The 24,626-nt window shown below is 28.9% G+C and carries 19 protein-coding genes, 1 pseudogene and 1 other annotated feature; of the genes and pseudogenes, 7 read left to right on the top strand and 13 right to left on the bottom strand.

Annotated features, from left to right (window positions below; translation table 11 throughout):
* The 6 genes and pseudogenes from CLTEP_RS05980 to CLTEP_RS05955 form a co-directional block, all read right to left on the bottom strand.
* Positions 1–208, bottom strand: a pseudogene (locus tag CLTEP_RS05980) (IS701 family transposase); the annotation flags it as partial.
* A gap of 392 nt (positions 209–600) precedes the next feature.
* Positions 601–1,080: a 23S rRNA (pseudouridine(1915)-N(3))-methyltransferase RlmH gene (rlmH, locus tag CLTEP_RS05975; RefSeq protein ID WP_066824035.1), complete on the bottom strand. Its 480-nt coding sequence runs from the start codon at positions 1,078–1,080 to the stop codon at positions 601–603.
* A gap of 525 nt (positions 1,081–1,605) precedes the next feature.
* The gene (locus CLTEP_RS05970) at positions 1,606–2,109 is read right to left on the bottom strand and encodes an SEC-C metal-binding domain-containing protein (protein ID WP_066824033.1); all 504 of its coding nucleotides are present in this window, start codon (positions 2,107–2,109) and stop codon (positions 1,606–1,608) included.
* 303 nt (positions 2,110–2,412) lie between these two features.
* Positions 2,413–2,982, bottom strand: a complete 570-nt coding sequence (locus CLTEP_RS05965) for a GerMN domain-containing protein (protein WP_066824031.1) — start codon at positions 2,980–2,982, stop codon at positions 2,413–2,415.
* A gap of 11 nt (positions 2,983–2,993) precedes the next feature.
* Complete coding sequence (locus CLTEP_RS05960) at positions 2,994–3,779, bottom strand: MBL fold metallo-hydrolase (protein WP_066824028.1); 786 nt, start codon at positions 3,777–3,779, stop codon at positions 2,994–2,996.
* The gene (locus CLTEP_RS05955) at positions 3,776–5,053 is read right to left on the bottom strand and encodes a UDP-N-acetylglucosamine 1-carboxyvinyltransferase (RefSeq protein WP_066824025.1); all 1,278 of its coding nucleotides are present in this window, start codon (positions 5,051–5,053) and stop codon (positions 3,776–3,778) included. The genes CLTEP_RS05960 and CLTEP_RS05955 overlap by 4 nt, the downstream gene beginning before the upstream one ends.
* 445 nt (positions 5,054–5,498) lie before the next feature.
* Between CLTEP_RS05955 and CLTEP_RS05950 the strand changes: the two genes are divergently transcribed.
* The 4 genes from CLTEP_RS05950 (at position 5,499) to CLTEP_RS05935 (ending at position 10,196) form a co-directional block, all read left to right on the top strand.
* Positions 5,499–6,041 carry a hypothetical protein gene (locus tag CLTEP_RS05950; RefSeq protein WP_066824022.1) on the top strand — a complete coding sequence of 181 codons (543 nt, stop codon included), beginning with the start codon at positions 5,499–5,501 and terminating at the stop codon, positions 6,039–6,041.
* Between the two features lie 17 nt (positions 6,042–6,058).
* A complete protein-coding gene (locus CLTEP_RS05945) occupies positions 6,059–6,895 on the top strand; it encodes an MBL fold metallo-hydrolase (protein ID WP_084364691.1) in 837 nt (278 codons plus the stop codon).
* A 402-nt stretch (positions 6,896–7,297) separates the two neighbouring features.
* Positions 7,298–7,644: a binding site (T-box leader), on the top strand.
* A 511-nt stretch (positions 7,645–8,155) separates the two neighbouring features.
* Entirely contained in the window at positions 8,156–9,550 is a 1,395-nt protein-coding gene (asnS, locus tag CLTEP_RS05940; protein ID WP_066824020.1) for an asparagine--tRNA ligase, read from the top strand.
* A 157-nt stretch (positions 9,551–9,707) separates the two neighbouring features.
* A complete protein-coding gene (locus CLTEP_RS05935) occupies positions 9,708–10,196 on the top strand; it encodes a dUTP diphosphatase (protein WP_066824018.1) in 489 nt (162 codons plus the stop codon).
* A 159-nt stretch (positions 10,197–10,355) separates the two neighbouring features.
* On the opposite strand, the gene CLTEP_RS05930 is transcribed toward CLTEP_RS05935, so the two are convergent.
* On the bottom strand, positions 10,356–12,602 hold the full coding sequence (locus tag CLTEP_RS05930) for a tetratricopeptide repeat protein (RefSeq protein ID WP_066824016.1): 2,247 nt from the start codon (positions 12,600–12,602) through the stop codon (positions 10,356–10,358).
* Positions 12,603–12,741: 139 nt separating this feature from the next.
* Here CLTEP_RS05930 and CLTEP_RS05925 point away from each other — a divergent pair, with 139 nt between their 5' ends.
* Both CLTEP_RS05925 and CLTEP_RS05920 read left to right on the top strand, forming a co-directional pair.
* Positions 12,742–13,173: a DMT family transporter gene (locus tag CLTEP_RS05925; RefSeq protein WP_066824049.1), complete on the top strand. Its 432-nt coding sequence runs from the start codon at positions 12,742–12,744 to the stop codon at positions 13,171–13,173.
* Between the two features lie 79 nt (positions 13,174–13,252).
* Positions 13,253–14,140 (top strand): selenium metabolism-associated LysR family transcriptional regulator, encoded by an 888-nt coding sequence (locus CLTEP_RS05920; RefSeq protein WP_066824014.1) that lies wholly within the window; start codon positions 13,253–13,255, stop codon positions 14,138–14,140.
* A gap of 142 nt (positions 14,141–14,282) precedes the next feature.
* Here CLTEP_RS05920 and CLTEP_RS14360 read toward each other — a convergent pair whose 3' ends face one another.
* On the bottom strand, positions 14,283–14,456 hold the full coding sequence (locus CLTEP_RS14360) for an FmdB family zinc ribbon protein (RefSeq protein WP_084364689.1): 174 nt from the start codon (positions 14,454–14,456) through the stop codon (positions 14,283–14,285).
* A 187-nt stretch (positions 14,457–14,643) separates the two neighbouring features.
* Here CLTEP_RS14360 and CLTEP_RS05915 point away from each other — a divergent pair, with 187 nt between their 5' ends.
* Positions 14,644–15,855, top strand: coding sequence for a S8 family serine peptidase (locus tag CLTEP_RS05915; RefSeq protein ID WP_066824012.1), 1,212 nt, complete (start codon positions 14,644–14,646; stop codon positions 15,853–15,855).
* A gap of 203 nt (positions 15,856–16,058) precedes the next feature.
* Here the strand turns inward: CLTEP_RS05915 and CLTEP_RS05910 are convergent, their stop codons facing one another.
* From CLTEP_RS05910 to CLTEP_RS05890, 5 genes are all read right to left on the bottom strand, one after another.
* Positions 16,059–17,297, bottom strand: a complete 1,239-nt coding sequence (locus tag CLTEP_RS05910) for a competence/damage-inducible protein A (protein ID WP_066824008.1) — start codon at positions 17,295–17,297, stop codon at positions 16,059–16,061.
* 447 nt (positions 17,298–17,744) lie between these two features.
* Positions 17,745–18,692 carry a phosphoglycerate dehydrogenase gene (locus tag CLTEP_RS05905; RefSeq protein WP_066824006.1) on the bottom strand — a complete coding sequence of 316 codons (948 nt, stop codon included), beginning with the start codon at positions 18,690–18,692 and terminating at the stop codon, positions 17,745–17,747.
* A 117-nt stretch (positions 18,693–18,809) separates the two neighbouring features.
* Positions 18,810–21,737 carry an insulinase family protein gene (locus CLTEP_RS05900; RefSeq protein ID WP_066824003.1) on the bottom strand — a complete coding sequence of 976 codons (2,928 nt, stop codon included), beginning with the start codon at positions 21,735–21,737 and terminating at the stop codon, positions 18,810–18,812.
* 336 nt (positions 21,738–22,073) lie between these two features.
* Positions 22,074–22,991 carry a DUF4349 domain-containing protein gene (locus tag CLTEP_RS05895; protein WP_066824001.1) on the bottom strand — a complete coding sequence of 306 codons (918 nt, stop codon included), beginning with the start codon at positions 22,989–22,991 and terminating at the stop codon, positions 22,074–22,076.
* A 189-nt stretch (positions 22,992–23,180) separates the two neighbouring features.
* Positions 23,181–24,506: a CehA/McbA family metallohydrolase gene (locus CLTEP_RS05890; protein ID WP_084364687.1), complete on the bottom strand. Its 1,326-nt coding sequence runs from the start codon at positions 24,504–24,506 to the stop codon at positions 23,181–23,183.
* Between the last annotated feature and the right edge of the window lie 120 nt (positions 24,507–24,626).

The following is a 24,626-nucleotide window of genomic DNA, read 5'->3' as shown; positions in this document are numbered from 1 at the left end:
AAAATTTACCGAAGGTAGTTCTATGACAGTCAGCAAGACTCAATAAAACAATATCAGTTATTGTTCCTTTATAACCCTTTTGGGTGGAACCTTTTATAAATTGCTCAATATGCTTTAAAACAGGTTTAGAAAAATATAAAAAGAATCCAAGGCTAAATAAAAACTGGCTTATTGGTGATTTTTCTGGTAAACTATTTTTATGAGACATAATTTCACTCCTGTTGTTAAAGTTTGTATTCAAAATAATTTATACAACAAAAAGTGAAATTTGTCTCTATTTTTTATGAAATTATTTAATTGTAAATATATGTTATGAAATTTTCTCAACTATAGATTCTTTATATATCTATTGTATTGTTTTAAAAACCTTATTACTACATTGTCTCACATTACTAATTTAACCAAATCAACTAATTACTTAAATTATCATCATTTTTACTTATTAATAATAATGTTTAAAACTCTACCAAAACCTAAATAATATTTACTCAAACTATAATTTCATTTCCTCATTGCATATAAAATAATAATAAGCAAATTGTATTTATTTAAAAATCGCTACACCCCAGCAACTATAATACTTTGAACAAAAAACGGCCGTTACTTATGGTACGGTTCACCGCTATTAATCCTATACCCTCTATATATCTGCTCTAAGAGCATAACCCTAAACAATTGATGCGGAAATGTCATTTTTGAAAAACACAATTTAAAATTTGCTCGTGCTAAAACATCCTGCGATAACCCTAATGAACCACCAATAACAAATGCTATATTGCTGTTGCCTTTAACACTTAAATTATTCATATGAGTAGCAAACTCTTCTGATGAAAGTGCTTTGCCCTTTAAATCCAATGCAACAACATACATGTTTTCCTTAATCTTTTTTAGAATTTTGTCTCCTTCTTTATTTTTGATAATGATTTCATCTCTTTCCGAAGCATTATCTGGAGTTTTTTCATCTGGAACTTCCACTATATTTAATTTGCAGTATCTCGATAACCTTTTAGAATACTCACAAATAGCATCCTTCAAATATTTTTCTTTTATTTTACCAACACATATAATTGTTATATTCAAACTTATCTCTTCCTTTTCCTTAGAAATTTTAGAATTACAAGTATACAAGCTCTAAACAACATTACCACTCTTTTTATTATCACATATAATAAGTTACAACTGTACAAGCCCCTAGCAGTGAACTCAATTTACTAAAACACTTTACAACCTCGCGGCACAGATTGTAGATTCTAGCCTAGCAGTGAACTCAATTTACTAAAGCACTTATTTAAAACAGCGTAGAATATCTAATCTTGACTACCTAACAATGAACTCAATTTATTAAAGCACGAAAATCTCGAATAGACGTAAAATGTTTGTTTAACCTAACAATGAGCTTAATTTATTAAAGCACAACATTGATACTTCAAGTGGATACTCTACTCTGCCTGAAACAAAACGCTTCAATATCTCACTTGCAAAAGTAGAAAAATTATAAAATTGATAAAAACAAAAACTTTCCTATACCTTTCAGGCTATAAGAAAGTTTAGTGTTATCCATCTCCACATTATAGAAAACAAATTTCTCCGTTAGTTGCGTTAAAATTAAACATTCCTACCGCAACATTTTTTGTATTTCTTACCACTACCGCATGGGCAAGGATCGTTTCTTCCTATTTTTTTCTCTTTCACTATAGTTTTTGATGCTCTATATTCCTTCGTAATTTCTTTTCTCTTTTCTTCAGTCAATATGTTGTTCCACTGTGGTAAAGTATACAAGTAATCGGCTTTAGCATCTAACATATTAAAATACAATCTTTCAAAATTAATCTTTAATTCTATTTCAGAATCACTCTCAAGTTTCTCCAAATCTAATTGTTCTTCAAGGCTATCATTAATTCCATCTAATATTCCAACAAAGTAAATTTCACTTACATCAAATCTTTCAGCAAGTTCAGTAAGCTTTCCTTTGACCTCTTTTTCATGATCAGATAACAATTTGATATAAACTTCCTTCTCTATTTTTCCATACTCTGACCAGAATTTTTCCTGACCATTTGCTTTTATGTAATTAATTACGAAATCGCTCCAATTTTTATATAAACTCATTTTTAATCTCCCCTCGCATATTGTGACTTATAGATATATTCCAAAAAATATCAAAACCATTCTGTGAACTCTATTAACAATCTCCTGCCAACTATTATAATTAATATACAAACTATTTTCAAGAACAATTAATTTAACCTTCAATTCGTAATTTAGATTTTTAGCATATATATTGCAACGAAAAAATGCAGTATGTAGAAATTTTTATAGTGCATATTAATACAAAATATATGATATTAAATATTTATGTACATATTACAAATAGTACATATTACAAATTGAAGAATTTAACTAATATTTTCTTTAATGCTTAATCTTTCTCGTGTCTATTTCGTCCTTTGAAAATGGAGTAGAAATATCATAATTTCCCCCGAGCGTATCTATTCCCTTATTTTCAACAAGTATCTGAATCTTATTAATATCTTTAAGCACGCCTAACGAACTAGATATGCTTTCCAAACAAGCTTTTTCTTTAACTGGAGTCATCTGAACTTTTGCCTCTTTACTTAAATTTATAGACGCTATTCCATCATTTATTGAAAAACTCAACAATCTAGTTTCTTTAGGTAGTATCGGCTTCAATTCACTTTTAACAGATGGTCCCTTAATTAATTCTTGAATGATAATTTCTCCTAACAATTCTTGCTTATCTATCAATCTTTCTTCAAGTGCTGTCTTTTCCTTCTTACCATCTTTTGAAGCATCGAAGTACAATTCAATATCAACATAACCATCCTTTTCATTCTTGAACTGTAAATTTTCTAGTTTTTCTTTGTTGTTTAAGCTTATCTTATCCTTATTTTTGCAGGAAACAAGCATAGCACTCAATAAAATAGTCAAAATACATATCAAAGCAGCTAACTTTTTATTCATATTCCCCCTCCTTAAATACTAATAATTTCACTAGGCATGTCCCTTTTCGCTACACTTAACAACACATCTTGTCCAATACTAACCCCATTTTCTTTCAAAATGTTCTCTACCGTCTTGTATGCTAGCTCTGGATAATTATTAGTTTTACTTAGATGACCTAACACAATCCTTTTAGATTTTGTTTTCATTATACTCAATATAGCTTCTCCACATGCCTCATTTGAAAGATGTCCAATCTCACTCAATATTCTTTTCTTTAATACATAAGGATATGGCCCAAACTTCAACATTTCTACATTGTGATTACTTTCTAACAAAATCAAATCAGCATCACAAGTAGCATTTTGCACTTCTTCTGAAAAATATCCCAAATCAGTTGTTATACAAACTTTCTTATTACCTTCACTCACTGAATATCCTATTGGGCAAGCTGCATCATGCGATATATTGTAACTGTCAATTTTCAAATCTTTGATAACAATACTGTTTTGGTCAACTATATGTATGTTTTCATCTGTAACTTTTCCTATCTTCGTTTTCATAGAATTCCAAGTGGATTCATTAGCATAAATCGGTATATTATATTTCCTTGACAAAACTCCTACACCTTTTATGTGATCTGAATGTTCATGAGTTACAAATATCGCATCCACATTGCTTGTTCTTTCTCCTATGGACTCTAGTGCGTAATCTATATATTTCCCAGACAACCCTGCATCAATCAAAATTTTCGCATTATATGACGATATAAATATACTATTTCCACTACTCCCACTATACAAAGGACAAAACTTCATATTAAACTCCTTTTATCTTCTGATTTAATTCTTCTTATATCCGCTCCTAATTTAGATAACTTTTCTTCTATTTTTGGATACCCTCTATCTATATGTTCTACTCCTGTTACTACTGTAGTTCCCTCTGCAATTAAACCTGCAATCACCATAGCAGCTCCGGCTCTCAAATCGGTAGCTCTTATCTCTGCACCTGTAAGCTTTTGTACCCCATCAATAATAGCAATTCTTCCCTCAACTTTAGCATTTGCACCCATCTTTTTGAGTTCATCAAGATGCTTGTATCGTGATTCCCAAATACTTTCATTTATTATGCTTCTACCACAAGCAATGGAAAGAAGTGCACTCATAGGTTGCTGCACATCAGTTGGAAATCCTGGATATGGAAGCGTTTTAATATTGACGCCCTTTAATTTTCCATCTGATTTTATGACCAAAAAATCATCTTCTTCAATAATTTCTACTCCCATTTCTATAAGTTTTGCAGATATAGACTCTAAATGCTTAGGAATAACATTTCTAATTCTTACCTGACCACCACAAGCAGCTGCAGCTATCATATATGTACCTGCTTCAATTTGATCTGGTATAACACTATAAGTACATCCTCTAAGTTCATCAACTCCAGTAATCCTAATAACATCTGTACCTGCACCTTTAATATTTGCCCCCATAGTATTCAAAAAATTAGCAACATCAACTACATGAGGTTCTTTTGCAGCATTTTCAAGCACAGTAGTACCCTCAGCCAATACAGCAGCCATCATTACATTTATTGTGGCTCCCACACTAACAACATCAAAGTATATATTACTTCCAACTAATCTTTCTGCCTCAACACGCACAACTCCATGTTCAATTTGAACCTTAGCACCTAATGCTTCAAAACCTTTAATATGCTGGTCTATGGGTCTAACACCTATCGAACATCCTCCCGGCATATCAACACTTGCCTTTTTAAATCTACTTAATAAACTTCCTAACAGATAATACGAACCTCTCATACCCTTGACTTCATCAATATCTGCTTTACATGTATTTATATTTTCACTATTTATAACTGCATAATTATCCCCTGATGTTATTTTACACCCTAAGCTCTCTAGTATTTTTAAAACTCCTCTAACATCTTCAATATCAGGTATATTTTCAATAGTACAAACACCTTTGCTAGCAAGCACAGCAGCTGGCAAAATCGCTACAGCAGCATTTTTAGCACCACTTATTTCGATATCACCACAGATCCTCTTTCCTCCATTAATGATTAACTTATCCATATATTACCCATCCTTCTATTAAATATATAACCACTATTATTTTAACTCAAAAAACAAAATTTATTATAAAATATGTTAAACTCTAATTGTTTCAGGTATTATTATATCATAACTAACATAGGATAAAAAGCTTTAAAATATGTAAATATTCCCTTTTGGAAATTTTTCTTATTCAATGTAATTATAATTAATCAAATTTGTGTTATAATTAACTGTATGTAAATATTTATCTTTTTTTGTAGCAGGACTATTTTCCATAAGTAAAAGATAAACTTCAATTCGTAATTTAGATTTTTAGCATATATATTACAGCGAAAAAATGCAGTATGTAGAAATTTTTATAGTAAATATTAATACAAAATATATTATAATAAATATTTATAGTGCATATTACGGATTGAAGAAGATAAAAATCCCACTTGATTATATGTAATTGGAGGTTAAAATGAAATTTGAATTAGTTGCATTATTTGATAAAAATACCTGCGCTGGTATTGAAGAATTGCAAAGAAATATTTGCAGAAAATATAAAATACATAAGAGTACCCATCCTCTTTACATACCTTTGGGTACTATATTCAATCCTGACATTAATAAACTAAATAATATTATCACTAAGGTACTAGAACCTTATAAAAAATTCAAAGTTGGAATTAATAATAGTTTAACTTTAAATAATCAGGGTAAACTTGTAAACATAATGATTGACAATAGAGGGTACATTATCAGAATTCAAAGAAACATTGAAGATACTTTAAGTCTACATGGATTTAACATAAATAATAAGAATAATACCATAAATATACCCTTAGCTTTAGCCAATTACAATATTAAGAAAGCATATAATGATTCTGGTATACCAGTTTACAAATATTTACCCAAAACCGATCATTTGAAATTTGCTAAAATCGACAGGTTAGAGCTTTGGAGGTTAAATGGAAACCACAGAGATGCTATTGTTAAAAGTTTCCCATTAAGGGAATATTAAGGTAGGCGAAATGCAATATGTCAATTAAGATTACAACTTTAATAGAAGACACATTAAACAAAAATTCAAACTTAATTAGCGAACATGGTCTTTCCTTTTTAATAGAATGTGATAATAAAAAAATACTATTTGATACAAGCCAATCTGATAATTTCATTGCGAATGCAAAAAAATTAAACATTGATTTGTATGATGTTGACTATGTTGTAATAAGTCATGGTCATTACGATCATGCAAATGGTTTTAAAAGTTTTTGTGATATTTCAAGAAAAAATTTTTCTTTGTATATAAACCACAAATTCTTTGATAGAAAATATTCAAAGAAACATGGAAATTTTATATACAAAGGTGCTAATTTTGATAAACAGTTTCTGATTGATAGAAAAATAAATACATTTTTTGTTGATAAAGACATTACCAATTTAACGCCTAAAATTAATATAATTTCAAACATCAAAAGAACAACTTATTATGAAAGAATAAATAGTAATTTTTATATTAATATTGATAATTCATATGTTAAAGATTGTTTTGATGATGAAATTGTTTTAACCATAGATACACCTAAAGGGCTCATAGTATTGGTTGGCTGTTCTCATATTGGAATAATTAACATACTAAAAACAGTTGAAGAACGATTGCATAATAAAATATATGGAATTATTGGTGGAACTCACTTGATTGAAGCAGATGAAAGCAGAATTGATTTGACATTAAATGAGTTTAAAAAAATGGATTTAAAATTTATAGGTATTTCTCATTGTACAGGTGCAAAAGCATTGGAAAAACTTGAAAATAATTTTGGTGATATTTATTTTAACAATAATGCTGGTAATATAATTAATATTCTTTAAATGAGCAAAAATCATTACAATAACTTACAAATGACTTGACAACTCAATTTGTAATATTAAATTTTACTGTTTTCCTATACTAAATGATGCTAGACAATAGCACTAAAATGTTATTTTACATTTAATAGATTGAAATTTGCTCATTTATAGTAATATTTAAAATTATATTGATTTGTATACCGAAATATTGAATCACTCAATTTAATGCTCAAAATAATTCACACATGGAATTACATAATGTAAAATTTTAGCACTTAATATAAATATTCAATTATTAAATATTCAATTATTAAATATTTAATTATAGATATTTAATACTCAATATAATATATAAAATTAATAAAAAACTGTTGATTTTTTTATTGATTAATGGTAAAAATATAATTAAACTAATCCATACAATTAAAGACTATGAAGAGAAGAGTAGATATAGGATGTAGTCAAAGCGAATTGGAGATGGTGAGAGTCCAGTACGAAGCCTATATTGAAAAACATCTCGGAGTTTCTAACCGAAAGCTATTTTAGGTAGTTAGTAGACTTAGACGGAGCCAAACCGTTATGCTTTGGACAGTATTGATGCAGCAACTTATTTAAACTCATGTTGTGTTTTAGTTTTAGTTCTTGTTATATGCTAAATTCACGGCATAGTTATATTGAGCAATTTGTTTTGCTGGCTTATGTACTGATTAGAGTGGTCATTTAATGACAATTTGGGTGGTACCGCGAAGATTCAGTCTTTCGTCCCTTAATGAGGATGAGAGCCTTTTTTTATACTATAGGCATTTTCAAAAAAATAACTAGTCAGTATGCTAGTCTATTTTGCGAACTACTTCATCGTCGGAACCCGTTGATAGAACCTACTATCAGCGGAACCCAACTCTTTGTATTTCACAAAATATACGTCGCATCTTTGACTTGTTATTTTCTTTCAAATGCCTATATTCTATTATATACTTCACGTTTTGTAATCTGCTCAATAACAAAAATTCGTTCATCCATAGGTTGAGCGTAGAGTAGTGTGAACTCTAAACTAAATACATCTCATGTTAAAGTTCAACTTATATAAAGTAGCTATACTGAGTGGTAGTTTCGGAACTAAATACATCTGATGTCAAAGTTCAACTGTAATACATTCAAGTGCAAGTATGTAAATTCTAAACCACTTGAATACTAACAAACACTCTTCTACTTATGAAGTTTGGAGTTCTATGAAGCAACTATAACTATACTAAAATTTGAAATTTGAAAGGGGAAATAATTATGAAAAACATTGTACTAGTAAAACAATTGTACAGAGAATCAGAAAAATTCATAGACAAAACCGTAAAAATATCTGGATGGATAAGAACAATAAGAAATTCAAAATCTTTTGGCTTTATAGAAGTTAATGATGGAAGTTTCTTTAAGAACATTCAAATTGTATTTGATGATACTCTCGAAAACTTCAAGGAAATTGGGAAATTACCTATTAGTTCTTCTATCACAGTAATAGGTACACTAGTTGAAACACCAAATGCAAAACAGCCTTTTGAAATCAAAGCAAATGAAGTCATAATAGAAGGATTATCAAATTCAGATTATCCTCTTCAAAAGAAAAGACATACTTTTGAATATTTAAGAACTATAGCTCATTTAAGACCAAGAGCTAATGCCTTTAATGCAACATTTAGAGTTCGTTCTCTTGCTGCATATGCTATCCATAAATTTTTCCAAGAAAAAGGATTTGTTTATGTTCACACTCCAATAATAACTGGAAGTGATTGTGAGGGTGCAGGTGAAATGTTCCACGTAACTACTTTTGATTTAGATAACATTCCTAAAACAGAAGATGGAAAAGTAGACTTTACAAAAGATTTCTTTGGTAAAGAATCTAACCTTACTGTAAGTGGACAATTAGAAGCCGAAATATTTGCTCTTTCTCACAGAAATGTATACACTTTTGGACCTACTTTTAGAGCAGAAAACTCAAATACTGCAAGGCATGCTTCCGAATTCTGGATGATAGAACCTGAAATAGCATTTGCTGATATTGAAGATGATATGGAACTTGCTGAGGAAATGCTAAAATATATAATCAAATATGTTATTGATAATGCTCCGGAAGAAATGGAGTTCTTCAATAAATTTATTGATAAAGGCTTGCTTGATAGACTAAATAATGTACTAAATTCTGAATTTGCTCATGTTACTTATACAGAAGCAATTGAAATTCTTAAAAACTCAGGAGAAAAATTTGAATATCCAGTTGAATGGGGATGTGACCTACAAACTGAACATGAAAGATATTTAACAGAGAAAAAATTCAAAAAACCTGTTTTCGTAACTGACTATCCAAAAGAAATAAAAGCTTTCTATATGAGATTAAATGATGACAACAAAACAGTTGCTGCTATGGATCTTTTAGTCCCTGGAATTGGCGAAATAATTGGTGGAAGCCAAAGAGAGGAAAGACTTGATGTGCTTAAATCAAGAATCAAAGAATTAGGACTTGATGAAAAAGATTACTGGTGGTACCTAGATTTAAGAAAATATGGTGAAACAAAACATGCTGGATACGGACTTGGCTTTGAAAGAGCTATAATGTATTTAACAGGCATGAGTAACATTAGAGACGTTCTTCCATTCCCAAGAACACCTAAAAACGCAGAATTTTAATGTTATTTTAGTCCTATGAAATTAAATTATTTTTGATAAAGCAAAACATCGAAACTTCAGGTGGAAACTCTAATTCCCATGAAGCAAAGAACTACAATATCCCACTTCTATAAGTGGGAATGTTGTAGAATTAATAAAATAGAAAGGTAATTGTATTATGAATCTTGAAAAATTATTCTCTTTACAAAATAAATTAGATAAAAGAATTCAAAAAGATCATAAGCTTGAAAATGAAAACCTCATCTCAAAAAAAACACTAGCTCTCTTAGTTGAAGTTGGTGAACTAGCAAATGAAACAAGGTGTTTTAAATTTTGGAGTTTAAAAAAACCTTCAGCTAAAGAGATTATATTGGAAGAATATGTTGATTGCCTCCACTTTATATTGAGTATTGGACTCGAAAAAAATTATGATGATATTAGAAAAATCGAACTTAAAAAGAGTATTAATGAACCAACAGCTCTTTTCTTACTTTTTTATTCTAGTATAAACGATTTTATGCATACTCCATCTAAACAAAATTATATCAATATATTCGAGTCCTTCTTAACATTAGGAGCTAAACTCGGCTTTTCGTCTTCTGAAATAGAAGCAGCTTATATATCTAAGAATGACATAAACCATAAAAGGCAGGATCAAGGTTATTAAATTATATAACCTAAATATCTGGGGTAAATTGGATAATAATACAAGTCCATAATCAAAGTTATTAAACCATATAAACCTGCTGTAAATCATAAAATATTTTCTTCAATATGTATGAATCAGTTAAAACCTAAAACAAGGGGCGAACTGCCCCTTGTTTTGTTATTCAATATTATAATCCTCTGCAATCTCTTTCATTATTGAATTTAATACACCAATTTTAATTTTACTTATTTCATTATTGTATTTTTCTTTGTATCCATTTTCCTGAATCAAAATGCTTTTAACTAATGTTCTAAAGACTTTATAGCTTTCACTGCTTTTATCTATTTTATTAAGCTTTTTAATATTTTGAACAAATTCATACTTGTTTCTATTCCAAAATTTAAATTTATTGCTTTGAGCCATTTCAAAAGCTCTATCAAAATCCTCAAAATAAATCTTCAAAAGAATTGATCTTATAAAATAATGTTCAGATAAATCATCAAATTTATCATAATATTTATCAGCTTCCTTTATTTTTCCAAGCTTTAAGTACATTCTACCTAAATTTTCATATTCAGTATAGGTAAGCTCGCTTTTAGGCAATTTTAACATCTCTTCTATAACCCACTTATAATCATTTTTATTATTTGAATCAAAAGCAACCGCATTTAAAGTTTCTTTCAAATATTCTGCATTACCTGTAAGTTCATATGCTCTTTTTGCAATTTCAACTGCTTTATGAACATCTTTATTTTCACATCTCTCTTTTTTGTTTTCACCAAAAATAACCTTGGTTCCATTATAATATAACCTAGAAAGCACCATCAAAGCATGGACATCATTAGGGTTTTTCTTTATATATTCTTCATAATACTTTAATGCTTCTTCTGGCTTTTTATCTATAATCAATTTGTCTCCTTCTGTCAACTTCCCTTTAATAGCAATTAAAATCATATCATCCTTATCAGCTTGAATAGGAAGAGATGATGTTATAATATTATCATTGCTATCATATGCTGAAACAGTTAACGGTATATATGCACCAGGAATAACAATACCTAAATATGCTTGAACATTCATTAAACCATCATTATCAGAAAAACTTCCCCCCGGTTTTTTAAACTTGAAATCATCAATATCAATATCATACTCAATATCACGTATTTTGTCAGTTATTGGCGAAAATACACTGCTACCTTTAAGCTCAAAAGGATCACAATACTCTATTGTGTTAATACGATAATATGCAGCTCCTTTAACTTTTTCCCACTTAATATGAACTTTTCCTCCTGTTACATCAACTCTATTCTTTGGTTCAACTACATTTAAAGGTTCAACAAATGAAAAATCATATTCCACAGATTCGTTATTTTTTAATTTTATTCTTCTATTTAGAGTATTTTTTGAAAGTACAGTTTTATTTTGACTAAACTTCAGTACTGGTAGTGATAATATAGTAATATATTCACCTTCATGAAGTTTTTTTACACTAAATTCACCTTTTAAATTAGTTCTTACACATATACCATCGTATGGTGGACACGAACGAATTGGAAATATTCCTTTTATACGTTTCCCCCAATCTCTATCCACAATATATACTACAGCATTTGGTACAGGCTTTCCATTTAAAGTTACATTTCCTTTTATTTCACTGTTTCCATTATAAAGTTCACTAGCTCTTTGTGCTAAACTCTTTCCTCTAACATTGCCAAATAAATTATAGTGTTTATAATACATTTCTGTATAGCTTTTATAGAGGTTATCATTTTCCCCATTCTTATAGTACTCTTCCGCTTTTTCAAAATTACCTCTGCTAATTTCCATATCTCCAAGCATTAAATATATTTCATAATCATTTCGTTCATTCAATATTGACTTTGCAATATTTTCTGCCTTATCGTATTCACCATTAAATATTAAATATAAAATATTATATTTTTCTGCAACAATTCTAATATCACTGTCCTTAGAATTGATTTGAGCATTTATAAGTTCCCTGCCTTTTTCATAGTCCGAAGTTATTGTATATATTTCAAGAAGTCTTTTGTACGCTTTTTTATAATACTCACTTTCACTATAATTATTATAAATTTCTTCATAATATTTCGCAGCATCATTTACTTGTTTAATGGTTAATGTTCCAGTCCATGAAGTTTCACCTGTGGAATAAAACTCCATTTTTGCAAATGTGCTATCCTCAGGTGCTATATTATCTGCAAGTCTAAATAATGCTTTTGCTTTATGTGAACTAAATGGTACTATATTCACATATTTCCTATATAACACTTTTGATGTTTCCACATCACCATTTTTAAATGACTTATCTGCTTTTAGCAATATTAACTTAGGAACTACTATACATATACAAATAACCAAAACCACTACTACTATCAGCAAATATTTACTACGATTTTTTTTCATTGATATCTCCTCTCAATCCTTATTGATTTTCTCTACTAAATTATACAACTAAGTCCTTAATGTTCCAATATATTTTGTCAATATATTTATAAATTTTAGGTTAAACTAAATTATGATTGATTTAACATTAGAGGTGATTATTTTGGGTATTATTTTTTCAATAATAGCAGGAATTGCAATGAGTATTCAGGGTGTTTTTAATACAAGAGCAAGCGAAAAAATAGGATTATGGGAAACCAATCTAATAGTTCAAGGGAGTGCATTTGTATTAACATTAGTAATTCTTATGATAGCAGGTAATGGAAATTTAAAGGCAATAAATGAAGTAAATAAATTGTATTTACTAGGCGGTGTATTGAGTACAGTTATCATTTTTACTGTGATGCTCGGAATAAAGTCATTAGGTCCAACATATTCAATTGCAACAATTCTCATTGCTCAATTGACTGCTGCTGGTATAATAGATGCATTTGGTCTTTTTGATACCAAGCAAATGAGATTTGGGTTATCTAAGTACATTGGTATTGCCTTTATGATACTAGGAATAATAATATTTAAATGGAAACATTGATTTATCAATAATTCCTATTGAAATTTTCTATAATTCCCTTCATAATAATATTAATACTGTTTATTATGGAGGGATTAACTTGGATTTCAAACAAATTGAAGCTTTTTTATGCGTAGCAAAAGTTAAAAGTTTCTCAAAGGCTGCTGGTATTATTTTTCTTTCTCAGCCTACTATTAGTTCTCATATATCAAGTTTAGAAAAAGAATTAAATGTTCAACTTTTTGATAGAACATCAAAGGAAGTAAACCTTACACCAGCAGGTGAATCGTTTAAACAATATGCAGCTGATATTATAAATATACGTAATCAAGCCATAACTGAAATATCAACTTTTAACAATAATGTATCTGGTAAGTTGAACTTATCTGCAAGTACTACACCCTGTAATACTGTTGTTCCAAAGCTATTAAAAAAATTTTTGATGATATATCCCTCTGTCACATTTAACATTATTGAACAGAGTTCTGGGAAAATAATAAAGGATATTTTAGATTTGAATTGCGAAATAGGACTCGTAGGAAACCCAATAGAAAATGAGAAGATTAAAAGCTATAAAATAACAGAGGATGAACTTGTTGTTATTTCTAGTTCTTCACTTAACTTACCAAAAAAATTGACGCTTGAAGATTTATTAAAATACAAATTCATAATGAGGGAAAAAAATTCAGCAACAAGAATTACATTTGAAACTGAACTAATAAAGCTTAATATAACATGCAAAAAATTAAATGTTGTATGTGAAGTGAATAATGTAGACACCATCATAAGGCTCGTTAATTCCGGCATAGGAATATCCATTGTTTCCAAGAACACATTGGAAAATTACATGCATAAAGATATTAACATAAGCACTCTTCATGATATATCTCTTAAAAGAAATATTTATTTGGTAGTAAATTCTAAAAGAACTCTTACTCCAACTGCTGCAGCATTTTTTAATATGTGTAAGGAAGAATATCAATTATAAAAATAAGAATTTGTAAACGTTTATCTTTTGACTGTTTCCCATATAGAAACAGACCAAAAGATTTGCGTAACAAATTCTTATTTTTCATACTAACTTTATTATATTTATATAATATCACCGATATTATTTATTAACAACCTCCTCAGCCAGAAGAACAGTTACCACTGCAATTTCCATTACCATAAAATTTACCCTTATAAACTCTATCTGTGTCTTCACTCCCACATACGGGACACTTAACTTTTTCATCAGCATTCTTAACTATTTCAAAAAATTCTTTGCCACACTTATTGCATTTGTAATCAATTAATGGCATAGTAACACCTCCTTATTTTATACTCATAAAGTTATAAAATTCGCATTTTGTTTAGATAATTATACGGTTTTAAAAACCTTGCAAGTATAGTTTGGATATATTTTATCACAAATTGATAATTTTTTTAACATATTATATGTATTTTTAATATACTATAATAACGTACCAAGTTATTAGGGGGCATATCATGTTTTCTTTTAAAAATAAACTAGATCCTTATTTATATTATGCCTTACAGGATAAACTATATAAAGATTTTAGAGTAATTATTACATGTAGAACTCTTCTTGAAAAAATTGAAAAGAAAATACTATCCATGAAATGTCAGGTTATACGTACTATACCAAGTATAAATAGTATTTCCGCTATACTCTCACCACGGACAATTGAAAGATTATTGGAATATCCTGAAGTTAAATATATAGGAATAGATAAATATGCTTTTATATGCGCTGTTCCAGATAAACGCAAAAAAATTAATTATAAATCTATGTTAAATAAAATAACTCTCAATAATAAAACAACTATTACTGGTAAAAATATTGGCATAGGCATTGTAGATACTGGTGTTTTCCCTCATATTGATTTAATTAGCAATAAGAACAAAATCAAAAAATTTCTAGACTTAATAAACGGATACCATTATCCATATGATGATAATGGACATGGAACATTTATTAGTGGAATAATTTGTAGCAGTGGAATATCCTCAAAAGGTCAATATAAAGGAATATCACCAGGAAGTCATTTATACTCTATTAAAGCATTTAACAATCTTGGAAAAGGATTTATATCTGATATATTATTTGCAATTAACATATTAATAAATGAAGCATTAGAAAATAACATTAAAATAATATGTCTGCCATTTGAAACACTATATTATGATAAATTTATACTATCTTTATTCCAATGTTTATTTAATAAAGCCATTGATAATGGAATCGTAGTAATTGTTCCAAGCGGAAACAATACAAATGAATTTAATTCTATGACGGGTATATCTATTTTACCAAATTGTATAACAGTAGGGGGATTAATAAATTCAAACACTCCTTACAATTATTCATCTTTGGGAAATTATACAAAAACGAAAAAACCTGATGTTTCTGCACTTTGTAATAACATTTGTTCACTAAAAACAGATACAAAATACATTCCCGAAAGAAATGGTGTAAAATTATACCCACATCACATGACTGAACATTATACTTATTATTCAGGTACATCATGTGCAGCTGCATATGTTAGTGGAATATGTGCTTTATTATATGAGTATAACCCTAACTTAAACTATAAAGACATTCTCTCACTACTAAAATTATCTTGCAGACAATTAGACATACAAAAATCACTTCAAGGTGCAGGAATAGTTGATATAAGTAAAATATTTAAATAGTTATGGGTCGTCTCTATTAAAAATACTTTCCGTAGGATAACCATTGAATAGATTCTTAAACTTGGAATTTAAGAAATTTTGCTTCAGATAGAGTAAACTCTCCACCTGAAGCAAAATATTTTATAAGCATTTTTATTTTCTTATGCCACCGAGATATTTGTTAAATATATCAATCTGAAATCTCAATATCAAAACAAATTCACTTATTTCATATTGATTATTTCCCTCCTAAGCCAATCTAAGAGTTTAACTGTTGCTCTCATTCTTACATTTTGCCTATTTCCACTAATAATCATATTCTTTGTCTTTACTTGTCCATTTATATAAAGTCCCATATATACAAGACCTACTGGTTTTTCTTCTGTTCCACCTCCTGGTCCTGCAATTCCTGTTGTCGAAATACCTACACAAGTACCTGCCGCTTTTGCAATTCCTTCTGCCATCTCAGCTGCTGTTTGACTGCTTACAGCACCATATTTCTCTAATGTTTCTCTTTTTACTCCAAGCCTTTTCATTTTAGCCTCATTGCTATATGTTATAGCCCCTTCCATGAATACAGATGAAATACCTGGTGAATTAATTAATTTTGATGCAATCATTCCTCCTGTACATGACTCCGCAGTAGCTATAGTTAAGTTCTTTTCTATGAGCAACTTAGCTACCACATCTTCCAATGATGTTTCACCAGTTCCATATATATTATCTCCCAGTCTTTCTCTAACTTCTTTTTCGACTGGTTCTATCAATTTTTTTGCTTCTTGCTCACTTTTAGCCTTTGCAGTAATTCTAAATATTACCTCACTATCTTTAGCATATGGAGCAATAGTAGGATTTGTCTGCTTATTAATTATATCCTTTATAATATCTTCAGCTGAACTCTCACCAATGCCAACCACTCTAAGCACCTTTGAAAATAACATTCCATACTGATATTTGCTCAAGTACGGAATAACGATATCACAAAACATTGGTTTCATCTCTCTTGGAGGCCCTGGAAGCAATATAGCTATATTTGAATCACTTTCAATAATACATCCAGGTGCTGTACCATTTTGATTTGAAATGATTATTGAACCGTCAGGTAAATATGCCTGTTTTATATTATTCTCACTCATTTTTCTATTTGATTTATTAAAGTATTCTTCAATTTTGCTCAATTCTTTTTCGTTTAGTACAAGCTCTTTACCAAAATACTTAGCCGCAATTTCTTTTGTTAAGTCATCCTTTGTTGGCCCTAATCCACCTGTAGTAATAACTATATCAGATCTGCTAAAAGCAATTCTAAAAGCCTCTTCCAATCTTTTAGGATTATCTCCAACTACACTTTGATAATAAACATCTATACCCAACTCTGCTAATTTCTTAGCAATATACTGTGCATTTGTATTCACTATATCTCCCAGTAAAATCTCTGTTCCAACACATAAAATTTCTGCTTTCATAGTAGCCCCTTCTTTCTTTAAACATTACAAAACTGTAAGATAATATGTCACTTTACTGTAAGGATTATATGATATCATTATAATTGAATTAAAATTATAATTTAATTAGTAATCCTCCTTATTATAATAAATTCATATTTTCCCTAATATTAATATATAAGCTGCTGGTTATAGAATCAGTAGCCTATTCTATTTAAGGCATTTTCAAAAAAATAACTAGTCAGTATGCTAGTCTATTTTCTTTCAAATGCCTAAGTCATCTTCACAGAATAACTAATCAGTACTAATCTATTTGACTTGTTACTTTCTCTTAAATGTCTAATACTGGATTGATTCATCCTCCAAGACAAGCAACGGAAGTCTTGATATTCTATCTCAAATGTCTAATACACTTTCAAGTTGTGCAATAGAAATCTGATTATCAACTTGGTATTCTATCCCAAACATCTAATATCCCCTTCTTAGATCAACTATGTTGTAAAGTTGCATACCTTTTGAGTATCTTTCCATATTTCTGTATATACCTTCAAATCTTCTATCATTTCTCATCTCAGAAACCCATGAATTATGTGGAGTTATTATTGCATTTTCTAAATTCCATAAAGGACTATCCATTGATAATGGCTCATCTTCAAAAACATCTAATGCAGCTGCTTTTATTTTTTTATTCTTTAAATTTTTAATAAGTTCACACTCATCAACAACATTTCCTCGTGCCACATTTATAAAATACACACCATTTTTCATTGAAGAAAATCTTTTACAATCTATCAACTTATGGGTTGTTTCAGTATATGGTATTGTAATAACAACTATATCACTCAATGAAAGCATTTTATCTAATTCTTCTATTGAAAAGCATTTATCAAAATATTCAGTACACCTACCCTTAGTATTCACACCTAATATATTCACTTCAAACCCCTTAAGTCTCTTTGCCGCTTCCCTAGCTATTGTCCCTGTCCCAACAAAACCAATTGTTTTACCGTACAACTCTAAAATACTTGTATCTATTCTCCATTTTTTGCCCATCTGCTGCATATATAACCTTTTACTGTTCTTTAGCATCTCAAGTGTTTTAAGTACAATCCATTCTCCAATAGGAATAGAATATCCCCCTCTATTGTTGGTAACTACTATATTTTTAGCAATAGCAATTTCTACTGGAAGCTGGTCTATACCTATACTTGAAAGTTGTATCCATCTTAGTTTATCCATTTTACTTATATCCAATGTTTCAAATGGATTATAACATACTAGCACCTCAGTTTCTTTAATTTCGTTGCAATATTCAATATCTCTTTCATTAATGATTGTAATATCATATCCTAATTTTTTTATGGAATTCATCTTTTCTTTACCATAATCATATGTGAATAATGCTTTAATACTCATATTACTCCTCCATGGATTTTGTAACTTGATAAGTATAATATATAAAATGATACTCTTTTATCATCAAATGCTTAAAATGATGATTTTCTACGTTAATAGAAAACCATCATTTTGTTTTTACTCAAACACCGTAACAAGCTCTTTAAATATATCTTTATTCTCTTTTATTTTTGTTTCATTACCCAAAACGCAATAATAATCTTTAGAAACAATATCCTCTATCACATCAGCAAATTTCTTTAATTTTTCTACATTAACATTCAAAACGTTATCTCTCTCATTCTGCAAGTATTCTTGACTTATATTTCTAAAAAAGTTAGTTGATGCTCTTTCTCCTTTCATGGAAGGTGTCAATGGCTGATCAAGTTCACTAATAGTTCCTATTATATATTTTGTCATTTCTCTCTCTGATAGTTCAATATTTTTTACATAATCAACAGTATTATCATAAACATTTAAAGTCTCTTTTAAATTTGGATCTCTATATGAAGAAAATCCAATAGTTCCACCTTTGGTAACTCTCATAAAACATCCATACGCTCCACCTTGAACACGTACTTTATTCCATAGATAATCCATATTAATAATGGTTTTAAGTACAAGCATTGTACCATCATACTTATAACCTAATTTTTTAAAATTATAACCTTTTGCTACATATTGTACATTTCCAGAAGTAAGTAAACCCTCATTTTTTCTATCAATATCAAATAAATATTCTTGAGTATTAAATTCAATAGTTTTAAGCTTATCCGTCATAGTTGATAGATTTTTAATAATATCAGCATATTCTGTTTCTTCTGATGTAATGCTCACAACTAAATTGTTCTTATTAAATATAGTGTTATATACTTCTTTTAAATTGTTTATGATTTCTTCAGACATTGTTTCGTAATTTTTCTCTAAATTTGTTATAAACTTATAAAAACCTAATCCATTCAACTCATCCATATATCTTCCTGCATGCGAAAAATAAGACATTACTCTATTCGCAGCAACAATATGACCTCTTTCGAATATTTTCATTTCTTCTCTTGATTTCATCTGCTGAATTATTTCTTTAATTCTCTTCTTATCGTCAAAATTGCTAGTAGAAATAATTTCATGAAGCAAATTCATAAGCTGTGGTATTTTATTAGGTAATACTTTAGATTTTACAATAAATTTAGGGTAAAATTTATCTGTGTACTTAACATCCCCAAATGCACTGCTAGTAAATTGTATTCCTCCTGTATTTATGTTTATTTCATTTGAAAGCTCTGAATAATGACTTTTTTCTGTGCTTATTTTACCTAAAATACCAGATAAAAGATTAATATATGGTATAAGTTCTCTCTTTAACATTGAAGTATCAAAATATAAATCAATATATGCTATACCACTTGTAAAAATATTATGATATAAAATATTAACTCCATTCTCCTCTTTTATCTGCTGTGGAATTTCCTCTGCCTTTTTATCTATATCATCAATAGAAACCATAGGTATTGTTTCTAAATCTTCCTTTGAATCCGGTGTTATCTGCCTCTTTTTAAGCTTTAATGTCTGCTCAACTAATTTTTCGATTTCTTTTTCTGATAAACTAGCTTTATAATCCTTAAGTTTTTGTTTTAATTCTCTATCTTTTTCTTCTGCCATACCTTTTTTAGGTTTTAATATAAGCATAGTACTGTGATTGTTATATAACAAATATTTCTTTATTAATTCTTCAAAATAATCAGTTGTTAGTGCTGATTTAATCTTATTTAATATACTGTCATATTCTAAATTAGTAAATGGCGAACCGTTATAAAGCCAACTATCTAATGCACACATATTGTAATGTAATCCCTTAGGATATCCACCTAAATCTGCTTCTCTGAGCTTGAATTCAGTTATGTTTATACATGCCTCAATTAATTTCTTGTCTATACCATCTTCTACCAATTTATTTAAAGTTTCAAAAACAACTTTTTTGAATTTTTCACTTTTATCCTCATTAGAGTTCTTGATTATAACACTGAAAGTTGGTTGCAATATAGAACTATCAAATTGTCCAAATACATCTTTACCGAGTTCAGCATCAACAAGTGCCTTTTTTAGCGGAGCTGCTGAATTTTCAAGTAGCAAGTATTCTAATATTTCCATAGCAAAATAAACTTCTGGATCTGTTGATTTGCCTGTAACAAAATTCATGCTTAAAAATGTTTTATCATTCTCACTATCTTCAATAGAAATAGGATAAAACTCCTCTACCGTTTTCATTTTTTCGTATGGTTTCTGATAATTAATTTCAGAATCAACCGTAATTCTATCAAAATCTTTTAAATAGTTATCATTTATAAACTCAAGTTGTTTATCTAAATCTCCATCACCATATAAGAAAATATAGCTATTTGATGGGTGATAATACTTTTTGTGAAACTCAACAAATCTTTCTTGAGTGAGTTTAGGAATCTCTTCTGGATCTCCACCTGATTCATTTGAATAAACAGTATCCTCGAATAAAGATTCTTGTATTTTACGCATTAATACACCTTCTGGCGAAGAAAATGCACCTTTCATTTCATTGTATACCACACCTTTATATGTAATATCATCATTTTTATCTTCTATTTCATAATGCCACCCTTCTTGCATTAATATCTCTGGAGTATTTATTAGATTAGGGTAAAATACAGCATCCAAATATACATCCATTAAATTGAAAAAATCCTTTTCATTCCTGCTAGCTACAGGATACATAGTTTTATCTGGAAACGTCATTGCATTCAAAAATGTGTTCAATGATCCTTTTAATAATTCAACAAAAGGCTCCTTCATTGGGAATTTTCTTGAACCGCAAAGTACAGAATGTTCTAGTATATGAGGAAGCCCCGTGCTATCCTCTGGCGGTGTTCTAAAAGCTATAGAAAAAAACTTATTGTCATCATCATTTTGCAATTGAAATAATCTAGCCCCACTTTTTTCATGTTCAAATATTCTGCCAATTGAATTCAGTTCTTTTACTTCCTTTTCTTCAATCAACTTAAATCCATGATAAACTTTGTTAATTTCAAATTTCATCACTCTCTCCCCTTTCAATATAATTTCGCTTTAACTTTTATTCAATCAACTATATATATTGTGTAAGTGAATTATCCCTCTACTTGCTCACGCTAAAGTGGGGGCTTTTTAGTTAAATATAATTAAGTGAACTAGTTTTTCGAAACAAAAGCTTCAATCTTCCACTTACAAAAACGAGAATCTATAAAATTGATAAAAAATAAGACTCTAAGCCATTACATTAATCAAACAAATAATATATGCTATAATACAATAATAAATCACATTGGAATATTATTCAATATGATTTATCATTGTATCCACTTTATATTATTTTATTTGATAACTAAATATATACTATTTATTATCATCTATTTCATTATGTCCACTATTTTTCTTTAATTTTATAATAGTTTTGTACACTATAAATCCTATAATGCCAAAAACAATTGCAAAAGGAATTATAGCAAATATTATAATCAAAATTTCTTTGAAGAATTTAACTAAATATTTAACAGATGTTTTAAATGCACTTATTATGCGTTCTCCCATGGTTACAGGGTTTTCTTTAATCTCATGAACTTCTCGTATATGCACAGTAAATGTTGTATATTCAACTAAATTGTCCAATTTTCTCAATGAACCAGTTAATTTTTCAATTTCATATCTAACATTCTGCAATTCTCTTTCTACCTGAATTATGTCCTTTAATTCTCCAGTCTTTTTGAGTAAATTTAACAATCTTTCTTCTTCAATTTTTAATGACTTTAAATGTGCTTCTGTATCAAAATACTGCATTGTTACATCTTCAGTTCTTGTGCTGATATCAACAATACTACAATCAAGATTGTTAATATCATTCTCAAAATTCCTTAGATTATTTTTAGGTATTCTTAGCACTAAATTAGCATATCTATTTGCATTATCATGTTTTTGTCTAATACCAATACCTTCTATATTTGAACTTTGTACATACCCACCATATGCTTTAGTTCTCTGTAAAATTTTATTTTTTACTTCATCAAACTTTAGTGTTTCTAATTCAATAGTTTTGTAAACTATTATTTTGCTATTATCTTTAATATGTTGCCCATAATTATTATCATTTAAAGCCATTGACCCTTTGCTATCACTTTTATTTTCATCTCTAGCACTTTCTGTTATGGTAGCTGAATCCTTTAAATTCTTCTTTTCTGCACCACATCCAATAAATATAAAGGATACTGCAAATGCCAGCAATAGCACTATTACGTACTTTCTGTATAAATTTTTCATTAAAATTCCCCCTTCTTTTTACCCCCTCACATAATATACGAATATAATTCTAAAAAGTTATATTTTTACAAAGCGAACTCGTTTTGCTAAAGCAAAACATCGGAACTTCAGGTGGAAACTCTACTCCGTCTGAAGCAAGAAGCTTTAACCTCCCACTTATAGAAGTAGGAATCTTATAGAATCGATCAATCAACAAAATATTGCCGAGGCAATAGCAAATTTATCATTATACAATGTTACTTTAACAACATACCATCTGTTTTTTTTATCAAGTACTATTTGAGGTTTCCATATTATCTTATTTTTGTTTTTAAAATCATTTTTAGATTCAATTGTTATACCACCATTAGATATTATCTCTATTTTATCAATTTTATTTTTTCTATCCTCTGCAATTATTTCAAAATCTATATTATCACCTATATTGCAATTAATAATACTTCCCATATAATATCCATTGCACTTTACAATTAACTTTAATGTTCTACTTTCTGTTGAATAAGTACGTCTCATTTTTAATGCCTCAAAAAATGCTTTTTTAGTGAGTTTTTCTGCTGCTATTACTGTCAAATTATCCGATATTCCCCAATCATCCTTATGATTATCCTGACTATTTAGTACACCTAAATGCCAACCTTTATCCAATAATTTAAAATATATATGCTCTCTTCTCATGTATTTCTTTGGTGGTATTCCATTTGCAACTTCAATAAAATTTAAATATTCATCAAGTTCTAGTGAATACTCTATATCAGCTGAACTTTCATTAGGATGATTAATGGAAATTATTGCATTATTTCTAGTATTCAGCCATTCATAAAACATGTATAAATTTTTCATTTTATTTCTTATATAGTCCCTTGAATTATATACATTTACATGTCCCCAAAATGAAGTACTCAACTCAAATCCAGCTAATGCCAAGAACTTTTTATGCTTCTTATTGACTATGCCAGCCTCATAATTTGTCAAATCCCATTTATCAAAATCTTTCCCCCTTTTTAATTTATTGATACTCATAGTACCTTTCCCACTTAAACGCCTCGAATGATCTGTAATTATTAAATAATCCAATTCTCTTTTTCTGCTTTTTGTATAAGCTTCTATTGGACTACCCACTCCACTTGAAATATTTGTATGACTGTGAGGTACTCCAAAATATAGCCTATATTTTGTTTTTTCATCAATCGTGTAGAAATACCATTCAACTTGAACATCCCTATTATTTATATCCTTAAAGCTCACTTCAACACTATGTTTACCATGTTTTAAATCTTTTCTAGGTTTATAAATAGCATATTGCTTATTCACTACAGAAGAAACAATTCTATCATCAATACTCATTCTAAATGAATATAAATCTATATTTTCATAAATACTGTTGAATTTTATGCTTATTCCTGGTTTTTTATTAACAACAGAAGACATATTCTGAGGTGTTAACTCATATAAATCTTTAATATTGTTTTTTGCCATATTCTTATCCTTTAACTGCTTTTCTTTCTTCTTTTTCATAATATATACCCCTATCTTTAAAATTAATCCATAGTACATATATATTCATGTTAAAAATATTTTCTTAAGTTATTTTTAAAAAAACATATTAGAACTTCTATAAATGGGAAATTGAAGCAT

The organism is Clostridium tepidiprofundi DSM 19306 (genome assembly GCF_001594005.1).
GTDB lineage: Bacteria > Bacillota > Clostridia > Clostridiales > Clostridiaceae > Clostridium_AC > Clostridium_AC tepidiprofundi.
The sequence above is the reverse complement of the archived record's forward strand: the minus strand, read 5'-3'. Positions and strand labels throughout refer to the sequence as shown.